The sequence below is a fragment of the Bacillus sp. 7884-1 genome (genome assembly GCF_002272245.1).
In the GTDB taxonomy this organism is placed as follows: domain Bacteria; phylum Bacillota; class Bacilli; order Bacillales; family Cytobacillaceae; genus Neobacillus.
Genome location: NZ_NPDD01000043.1, coordinates 1 through 8,603, shown reverse-complemented (window position 1 = coordinate 8,603; position 8,603 = coordinate 1). Strand labels below are relative to the sequence as shown.

General features: G+C 41.7%; 11 protein-coding genes. 1 reads left to right on the top strand and 10 read right to left on the bottom strand.

Annotated elements, in window-relative coordinates; genetic code table 11:
* Positions 1-113 precede the first annotated feature (113 nt).
* The 5 genes from CHI06_RS06065 to spoIIR form a co-directional block, all read right to left on the bottom strand.
* Complete coding sequence (locus tag CHI06_RS06065) at positions 114-662, bottom strand: manganese efflux pump MntP (RefSeq protein ID WP_373558138.1); 549 nt, start codon at positions 660-662, stop codon at positions 114-116.
* Between the two features lie 101 nt (positions 663-763).
* Positions 764-1,210, bottom strand: a complete 447-nt coding sequence (locus CHI06_RS06060) for a hypothetical protein (protein ID WP_095247532.1) — start codon at positions 1,208-1,210, stop codon at positions 764-766.
* A 453-nt stretch (positions 1,211-1,663) separates the two neighbouring features.
* Positions 1,664-2,707 carry an L-threonylcarbamoyladenylate synthase gene (locus tag CHI06_RS06055; RefSeq protein WP_095247530.1) on the bottom strand — a complete coding sequence of 348 codons (1,044 nt, stop codon included), beginning with the start codon at positions 2,705-2,707 and terminating at the stop codon, positions 1,664-1,666.
* Positions 2,708-2,881: 174 nt separating this feature from the next.
* On the bottom strand, positions 2,882-3,328 hold the full coding sequence (locus CHI06_RS06050) for a GNAT family N-acetyltransferase (RefSeq protein WP_095247529.1): 447 nt from the start codon (positions 3,326-3,328) through the stop codon (positions 2,882-2,884).
* 157 nt (positions 3,329-3,485) lie between these two features.
* Positions 3,486-4,364 (bottom strand): stage II sporulation protein R, encoded by an 879-nt coding sequence (gene spoIIR / locus CHI06_RS06045; protein ID WP_095247528.1) that lies wholly within the window; start codon positions 4,362-4,364, stop codon positions 3,486-3,488.
* Between the two features lie 135 nt (positions 4,365-4,499).
* Between spoIIR and CHI06_RS30370 the strand changes: the two genes are divergently transcribed.
* Entirely contained in the window at positions 4,500-4,622 is a 123-nt protein-coding gene (locus CHI06_RS30370) for a hypothetical protein (protein WP_256989021.1), read from the top strand.
* Between the two features lie 37 nt (positions 4,623-4,659).
* Here the strand turns inward: CHI06_RS30370 and prmC are convergent, their stop codons facing one another.
* The 5 genes from prmC to rpmE all read right to left on the bottom strand — a co-directional run bounded on the left by prmC (position 4,660) and on the right by rpmE (position 8,408).
* Positions 4,660-5,502: a peptide chain release factor N(5)-glutamine methyltransferase gene (prmC, locus tag CHI06_RS06040; protein ID WP_095247527.1), complete on the bottom strand. Its 843-nt coding sequence runs from the start codon at positions 5,500-5,502 to the stop codon at positions 4,660-4,662.
* The gene (prfA, locus tag CHI06_RS06035; protein ID WP_095247526.1) at positions 5,495-6,568 is read right to left on the bottom strand and encodes a peptide chain release factor 1; all 1,074 of its coding nucleotides are present in this window, start codon (positions 6,566-6,568) and stop codon (positions 5,495-5,497) included. The genes prmC and prfA overlap by 8 nt, the downstream gene beginning before the upstream one ends.
* A 145-nt stretch (positions 6,569-6,713) precedes the next feature.
* A complete protein-coding gene (locus tag CHI06_RS06030; protein ID WP_095247525.1) occupies positions 6,714-7,157 on the bottom strand; it encodes a hypothetical protein in 444 nt (147 codons plus the stop codon).
* A gap of 105 nt (positions 7,158-7,262) precedes the next feature.
* Positions 7,263-7,874, bottom strand: a complete 612-nt coding sequence (locus CHI06_RS06025) for a thymidine kinase (RefSeq protein ID WP_095247524.1) — start codon at positions 7,872-7,874, stop codon at positions 7,263-7,265.
* A 309-nt stretch (positions 7,875-8,183) separates the two neighbouring features.
* On the bottom strand, positions 8,184-8,408 hold the full coding sequence (gene rpmE, locus CHI06_RS06020; RefSeq protein ID WP_095247523.1) for a 50S ribosomal protein L31: 225 nt from the start codon (positions 8,406-8,408) through the stop codon (positions 8,184-8,186).
* Positions 8,409-8,603: the final 195 nt, after the last annotated feature.

Genomic DNA, 8,603 nt, shown 5'->3' with positions numbered 1-8,603 from the left:
TCGCCGGCTCGCCTTATGCCTGTCGCCCCTGGACAAGGCGCTTCCGTTTTCTATGTACATTCTATCATTTCTCCAACACTAACGAAAAAACCTTTCACATTTTTGGAAAGGTTTTATAAAAAGGGATAAAGTAATTTGATTCCAAATGCAAGTAAGATACTGCCCCCTAGGGCTTCGCTATAGGACCCAATCCAGCCTTGAGCTTTTCTTCCAAGCAGCAATCCAGCCCATGTTAACAGTGTTGCCACAACCCCAAAGCAGATAATCACCAAAATTGTTTTTGCCCCATAGATCCCCAACGTAAGTCCGAGCGAAAAACTATCGAGGCTCACACTGGTTGCAAAGATTAATAATCCAAATCCCACCGGTGTCATCACCGATTCCTCGCTTTTCCTAAGGCTTGACCAAATCATTTGCACCCCGAGCAAAATGAGGAGCATCCCTCCCACCAATGATGCAAAGGCTCCAAATTTATCGGATAAAAATCTCCCGGCGAGCATACCCACGAGCGGCATCCACACATGGAATAAACCAATCGTAATTCCAATTTTAATAATTTGCCGGAGCCGTAATTTAAACATACCCATTCCAAGACCAACAGAAAAGGCATCCATTCCTAGTGCAAATGCCATTAATAAAAGCGTCACAACTTCCCCAACCATCCCATACACGAGATCTCTCCCCCCTCGGACATACCCTGATTAAACATATGCACGTCCAAAAGGTTTTAGAATCGAAATGCACAAGCACCCACGGTTCCTAGCTAATCCCAGAAATTAAAGATGACCTGTCCTATTTTTTCTGGCTTCCAGTAAGAAATCTGTTGTAATTCAGCACTATTTAGTCCACTTTTATGTTTGTCTTTTATAGGGACACCGAGCTCCATTGTATCTAAAACATGATAATAGAGTGAAAACTGTTCGGAAAGAACAGGTATATCGACGAATTGAATGTCCCCGGACTCAATCGCAGCAGTGAAGGCTAAATAAGGATAATGTTCGTTGAGCAGGATATAGAACTCCAAATCAAAAATCTCAACTTGAGCATAATAGAAATTCGCTGAGGAATGAGAGAGATTAAAATTTATTACCTTCCCACCATTACAAGCTGCAAAATGGTAGCACATTTGTTTAAATTGTTTTCCGTCTATTAGTGGAGGCTCATTTGCTTTTGAATCATAAAAACCACTCACTCCATTAGGAAGTTTCATATTAGACACACCATCTTTTCCATAGAAGTATTTTAAAAAAAAGCCTACTTTTCTAGTGAAGGGTTCCGTTTTCTGGTGTTTCTTATGAAAGGACACAAGAATAGACGTATGAATTGGCATACGTCTATTTCTTTATTTATCAAGGTCTGGATCAAGAGGGTCATCAGTTGGAGATCAGGTAAAGCGCCCGAGCTGATAAATAGACGGAAAAATTCCGCTTAATTAGAAATTATTATTAAAAATAGCTTAAATAGACGGAGAGATTCCGCCTATTGACTTGAAAAACGTGAAAAAGATAAAGTTTGCTTTGAATAACCGGAAAATCTCCCCTTAAATACCCCGAAACGAGCTCCATTCTGCATCTAACCGGAAAATTTCCGCTTATTTTTTCGGCACATATTTTAAGTAAAGCACCTCAAAACGAAACCCTTTGCTTTTCTAGGAGACCTGAGTTTACTCATTTATAATCTTATTTCCCGCCGCTTTTTGCAGACGGTTCATGATCGCATGGCCAACACCGGTATTCGGAAACATTTCACTAAAAATAATGTCCACCTTTTCCTGGTTAAAGCTTCGTAACGTTTCATAGAGTGCTGCAGCGACACTTTCAAGCTCGTCCCTTTTCCCGCAAGCGATCGTAACATCACCTTGATAATCCTCCACACTCTCCTCAGTTGCGAGCACACCCACTCGCATTCCGTCCTTCTGCCTTCCTTCTATTAAACCTTGCAGAAAAGACTTACTTCCATTGACTAAATAGAGCGGGGCATTCGGAGCATAATGCTGATACTTCATCCCAGGTGCCTTCGGTTTTGAGGCTTCATCAATCAATGCACGATCAAGATGGACCTCACCAACGACACCCTCCAGCTGTTCTTTCGTCACTCCACCTGGTCTTAAAATAACCGGAATTTCTTCGGTGCAATCTACAACCGTTGATTCTACGCCCACACCCGTCGAACCGCCGTCCAGCACACCTGCTATTTTCCCGTTTAAATCGTCCAACACATGCTGGGCATTTGTCGGGCTTGGCTTGCCAGAGCTATTCGCACTAGGGGCAGCAATCGGCAGCTGACACTTTTTCAAAAGTGCCAATGCCACAGGATGGTCCGGCATCCTAACGGCAACAGTCTCCAAGCCTGCGGTTGCTTTATCCGAAAGAACGCCGTCTTTCTTTTTAAAAATAATCGTCAACGGTCCTGGCCAGAACCTTTCCATTAATATTTCAGCTTTTTTAGGAATCTCCGCAACAAATGCTGTGAGCTGCATTTTATCCGCAATGTGGATAATCAGTGGATTATCACTCGGCCTGCCTTTAGCAGCAAAGATTTTTTCCACCGCCACATCACTTTCGGCATTTCCACCTAGTCCATAAACAGTCTCTGTGGGTAATGCCACCACTTCATTTTTCTTTAAAAAATGAGCGGCATCCACAACCTGTGGATTATTTTCGAGGTTATCCACATATTTATCCACTTTCCATACTTTTGTGTTCATACTTATCCACCTTTACCGGAAGCGCAAATGATATCGAAATTTGCCGAATTTAGGCTCTTTGTCTCATATTACTTTTGAAAGTATAAAAGATGGTGAACATAAACACAACCCTTTATCCACAATTTGTGCATAACTATCTTGAAAAAGTGGATAACTTTGTGGATTAATCCACAGTTAGAGTGAAAATTTCAAAAATAACGAGTTATCCACATTAAATACATGTCGAATGTGTTCAAGTGAATAAAGTTCAGCAGGTAATAGGTCCCGGTCCACCTTCTCGAAACCTAGCAATTCAAAAAATGGCAAGGCCACGCCTTTATTTGTTGCCAAAAACAAACTTCTCATTCCTTTTTCTTTCGCCAGCTGCATCATTTGAGTTATCAACAGCACAATATCCTTTTCCGCTTGTCCCGGTGAAACCACCAGCGAACGCAGCAATCCACCCTCAGCGAAAGCCTCCATTCCAAGTGTACCCTTGATCACCCCATCCTCATCCTCTAGCAATAAAAAGTACTCTACCGTTTCCTCCGTTAATCCATCCGTCCCAAGGCTCGCCTTCATCAGGAACTCTCTTAAAATGCCCAAATCCTCTTTATTCGCGCAACGTATAAGTGCTTGCATCCCTACCACCTCATTATTTTGATACTCTATTATTATGAAGATTTAAGAGAACTAGAACAAAATACATACGAAATCTATTAAAATTATCAAAAAAATAAATAACCAGCCCCATTTCGAGAAGGCTGGTTTCTTCGTATTAGTTGATATAAAATTTTCCTTATTTAAAAATATTTTCAAACATTTCTACCACAAAGAATTTCACCTTAACCGGTTCTTCGTCTTCTGCTGTATAAACCGGAGCAGTTTTTTCCTTTTTGGATTCCTTTTTCACATCACTATGCTTCTTCTTTTCTACTTTTACCTCTACTTTTTCCTCTATAACTTCCTCTTCAATCTCAACTTCCTCTTCAATTTCAACTTCCTCTTCGATTTCAACTTCCTCATCTTCAGCAGCTTCTTCTAGATTCTTTTTCTTACTAAAATTAGTAACCTTCACTTCTTCAACTTCTTGCTCTTCCTCTACTGCCACACTCTCAACAGGTTCTTCATTCTCCGCTGCATATGCCTTGCTTTCAAACCCTTCACTTTGTACAGCAACACCATTCGAGAAATCTAGGAAACACAATGGCGGGTAAAGCACGCACCACCAGTTTGCGCCTTTCCCTTCGCCCAAGGTAATCAAAATGGCTTGATACTCTCCTGCTGGATATAAAAACTCACCATACAATTTAGTCGGAAACTGAACTTTCCCAAACTCCACATTCACACTTTGAGTTGATCCTTGCTCCGCTACAACCTTTTCAGCAATTGCCTGAACTTCTGGCAGCTTCGAGTTAAGCACCTCTTTTGCCTTCTCCAATGACGTTAACTCCTGAACCCACAACGTAATCTGCTCATTGACCGCGTCGCGGACCATACGTTTAATCTCTTGATCCTGTGCACTATCGCTATTGGCAAGAATTCGGAGTCGAATCGCTTCCGCTGGGATTACAACCGAATCCTTCGCCACCGCTTCCGTTTTTGGTATATATAAGTTTAAAATCGTTCCCAACGATAAAATGATTAAATAAGACCATACTAATACTTTACTGTTCATATTTCTCGCACCGTCCCTTCACTATCCTCATTTTGGACAAATGCCAAGAATCTTAAACTAGTAAAATTAAAAAAACTAGTTTTGGAATTTTTTCTTCATAAAAAAGCAAACTAAAATAGCGGAGGTGAAAAAAACATGTCTAAACAGAAGAATAAGAAATTGAAAAATAATCCTGCTATGCCGAAAACAGATGTAGAATTTGCCCATAATGGCCTCGAAAGAGTCGCACTAAAGGCCCAAGAACGTCAAAATAAGTAACCACAAAAAGCAGAGCGAATTCATATGAACCGCTCTGCTACTGAATTATTTCCGCAAACACCATCCGGTCCTTGCCATTAATATCATTAAGTATTTCCACTTTCACATTCACAAACGCCTTTTTAAAAAGGTCGGCTACCGCCTCCCCCTGACCGGCCCCAATTTCAAAGCCAACCATTGCCTTCGGTGCTATCACTTCTGGCAGCTCCACCATAAAGCGGCGGTAGAAATCGAGTCCATCCTCGCCCGCAAACAACGCCCGGTGCGGCTCATGCTCCGTTACCACCTCTGACATGGTTTCAATGTCACTTACCGGAATATACGGTGGGTTTGAAATTACCACATCAAAACTCTGGCCGCGGAACGGCTTCAGCAAATCCCCCTGGACAAATTCAACCTCAGCGCCAAGCAGGGTGGCATTTTCTTGAGCTACTTTCAAGGATTCCTCCGCAATATCAGAGGCATATACGCTTAACGATGGCTGCTCAAGCTTTAAGGTAATCGCAATTGCTCCACTGCCCGTCCCGATATCGACTACCTTTAATTCTCGTTTATCGATTCGCTTCAATGTTTCGTAAACGAGTTCCTCGGTTTCTGGCCTCGGAATCAATACCTCTTCATTGACGATAAACTTCCGTCCATAAAACTCTTCTGAACCAATTATGTATTGAACCGGCGTTCCCTTCACATGTTCATGGACCACTTTTTCAAATACTTCCCACTGAACTTGCGGCAGGTCATCACGAACATTCGCAAACAACTGCGAGCGCGACATCCCCGTGATATGGCGAAGCAACAGCTCACCAGCGTTTTCGTCCCGCATTGATTTTTTAAAAAAAGAAGAAGCCCATTGCAGAGCTTCATAGACTTTCTTACTCATCAGAACCACTTTCAAGCTTGCTTGTTTGATCTTCTAGCGTTAATGCATCAATGATTTCGTCAAGCTTGCCTTCGATAATTTGATCCAGCTTCTGAAGGGTTAAGCCGATACGGTGGTCAGTAACACGGTTTTGCGGGAAGTTGTAAGTACGAATCCGCTCAGAACGGTCACCGGTACCAACCGCTGATTTACGAACCTGATCATACTCAGCCTGTGCTTCCTGCTGGAACTTGTCATAAACACGCGCACGTAACACCTTCATCGCTTTGTCTTTATTTTTGTGCTGTGATTTTTCATCCTGAATCGATACCACGATTCCAGTCGGAATATGTGTTAAACGAACCGCTGACATCGTCGTATTAACAGACTGACCGCCGGCGCCGCTTGAAGCAAACGCATCAAAACGGATATCTTTATCATGGATTTCCACTTCTAGTTCTTCCGCTTCTGGTAAACAAACCACGGTAGCGGTTGAAGTATGAATCCGTCCGCCAGATTCTGTTTCCGGTACACGCTGAACACGATGAGCACCATTTTCAAATTTCAATTTGGAATAGGCACCTTGTCCATTGATCATAAAACTGATTTCTTTGTAACCGCCAAGACCTGTTGCGTTGGCGTCAATTAGTTCCGTTTTCCAGCCTTGTGCTTCCGCAAAACGGCTGTACATACGGTAAAGTGTTCCTGCAAATAGAGCCGCTTCCTCGCCGCCTGCAGCACCGCGGATTTCAAAGATAACATTTTTGTCATCGTTTGGATCCTTCGGAATCATCAGGAACTTCATTTTTTCCTCTAGTTCCTCGATTTGCTTTTCAAGCTCATTGACTTCTTCCTTGACCATTTCGCGCATATCGTTGTCGAGCTTTTCATCAAGCATAGCCTTAGCATCCTGAAACTGATCGCGGACCTCTTTATATTCACGATACGTTTGCACGGTCTCTTGTATATCAGATTGTTCTTTTGAATATTCACGTAGTTTTTTTGAATCATTAATAATGGTCGGATCGCTCAAAAGTTCATTTAACCTCTCATAGCGATCTTCAACGGATTGAAGACGATCAAACACAGTTATTCACCTCTAGTTTTTGTCCATAACATTCTAATTATAGTATAGGTGAAAACCCCCGTCAAAACCAAATTCTTGGAGAAAAAATTTTGGGTCCACAAAAAAGTCCGAAAATCAAAAAAACATGCCCTGAAGCCAGAGCATGTTACCGTTCTCTTATTTGGAAAGAATAGCGCGGTAAAGCCTGCTGTAATTTTGTGCGCAGGCGTTCGATGGCTTTATCACGATCATTGCCATTGAGTTTACCTCTGGTATCCACCGTAACTGTCATACGATCCTGAGCGTTGTTGATCCATATCGATTCCGACCTAAAACCATCCGTCCCATTTACAATATCTCTGGCGATGTCTATATCTCTGCCGGTATTGTTTCTATTAGAGGCATCATTCATTGATGTTCCGCGTAAATTAAGGAAATTCGGGTTTTGGTCAGACATTGGACCCACGTCCTGATTTACATTGTTAGACATATAATTTGGGTTCGTATTGTCATCGCGCAAATTATAGGCGGTATTTTCCGTGTCATTCCCTTTCATACATCCTGATAGCATAAGGATCGTTAAAATCCCAAAACACATGATTTTTTTCAAAGTATTGCACCCCCTATAACTATCTTTCCCAAGCATTCGGAAGATCGTTCTAGTAAGTTTATTCCAAAAAAACCGCCTGAGATCAGTCTCAGACGGTTTTCAATCTTATTTCACCACAGGTTCTTGTATGCGGTAGGATGCAGTTTTAGGTACCTCATGATGGTGGCGGCAGCGCGGCTCATAGGCTTCCGAAGCACCAACCAAGATAACAGGATCATGATAAGAGGCTGGTCTGCCGTCGATTAAGCGTTGTGTCCGGCTTGATGGCGAACCACAAACACTGCAGACAGCTTGGAGCTTCGTCACCGTTTCCGCAATCGCCATCAATGCTGGCATTTGTCCGAAAGGCTCGCCGCGGAAATCCATGTCCAGCCCTGCCGCAACTACGCGATGTCCACTGTCAGCAAGCTGTTGAACCACCCTTACAATCCCTTCATCGAAAAATTGCACTTCATCAATGGCGATGATGTCGATATCCGCCTCTACATGGTGTAAAATCTCAATCGAATGGGAAATGGGCTTCGCATGAAAAGAGTTGCCATTATGAGAAACGACAGATTGTTCGCTATAGCGATTGTCAATTTTCGGTTTGAAAACAGCTATTTTTTGTTTAGCAAATTGAGCCCGTCTGACGCGACGAATCAATTCCTCTGATTTTCCTGAAAACATACTGCCGCAAATAACCTCAACCCATCCGAGTTGCTTCATTAAATACATAAATCGGCGTCTCCTTCCTATGTACGAAACCTTCTACATCAATATTTTTAACATTCAACATGTTTTATTCAATTAAACAGGCTATTTAATCAACTATTGTTGTTAAAATCTTAAAGCCGATTTTAACGCGAAAATAGTTATTTTGAGCCTTGAATTTATTTTGTAAGCTCTTTTCTTATTAAATTTATGCTGTTTTTAAGCGGAAACCTAATAATCCTTAGTTTTTGTTACAAAAAGCAATAAAGTTTAAGAAAAGAGCAATTAAAAAACAGGCAAGTAAGTTTCTGCTTGCCTGTTTTGTGTGAGTGATTATTGTTGTTCTTGCGCGTTTAGATCTTTAAGGCCGTATTTTTTGTTGAAACGGTCTACACGTCCACCAGCTTCAGCAAACTTTTGACGACCAGTATAGAATGGATGACATTCAGAACATGTTTCAACGCGAATTTCTTTTTTCACTGAACCAGTTTCAAAAGTATTTCCGCATGCACAAGTCACCTGTACCATTTTATAATTTGGATGAATTCCTGCTTTCATTCTTTTCATCTCCTTCCGCCCTGAATCATTCGAAACAGAGTTATATAAATGCCTGTCTTAAAAACAAGCATCAAATACTTGAAACACACTGTTCACATTATAACAAGGTGAACCTATTTTGGCAAGTTGGGTTTTTATGGATTTTAAATGCTAGCTGTGTTAAATCAGGCTGTTGATTTGTGCTCCAGGCGCTTC

What these genes read in the sequence shown, in the direction of transcription:
- CHI06_RS06050 (WP_095247529.1), bottom strand. Translation starts at nt 3,328, where the DNA reads ATGCAAGCACTTATACGTTGCGCGAATAAAGAGGATTTGGGCATTTTA.
- CHI06_RS06060 (WP_095247532.1), bottom strand. Translation starts at nt 1,210, where the DNA reads ATGAAACTTCCTAATGGAGTGAGTGGTTTTTATGATTCAAAAGCAAAT.
- rpmE (WP_095247523.1), bottom strand. Translation starts at nt 8,408, where the DNA reads ATGAAAGCAGGAATTCATCCAAATTATAAAATGGTACAGGTGACTTGT.
- CHI06_RS30370 (WP_256989021.1), top strand. Translation starts at nt 4,500, where the DNA reads ATGTCTAAACAGAAGAATAAGAAATTGAAAAATAATCCTGCTATGCCG.
- CHI06_RS06025 (WP_095247524.1), bottom strand. Translation starts at nt 7,874, where the DNA reads ATGTATTTAATGAAGCAACTCGGATGGGTTGAGGTTATTTGCGGCAGT.
- spoIIR (WP_095247528.1), bottom strand. Translation starts at nt 4,364, where the DNA reads ATGAACAGTAAAGTATTAGTATGGTCTTATTTAATCATTTTATCGTTG.
- CHI06_RS06055 (WP_095247530.1), bottom strand. Translation starts at nt 2,707, where the DNA reads ATGAACACAAAAGTATGGAAAGTGGATAAATATGTGGATAACCTCGAA.
- prmC (WP_095247527.1), bottom strand. Translation starts at nt 5,502, where the DNA reads ATGAGTAAGAAAGTCTATGAAGCTCTGCAATGGGCTTCTTCTTTTTTT.
- CHI06_RS06065 (WP_373558138.1), bottom strand. Translation starts at nt 662, where the DNA reads ATGGTTGGGGAAGTTGTGACGCTTTTATTAATGGCATTTGCACTAGGA.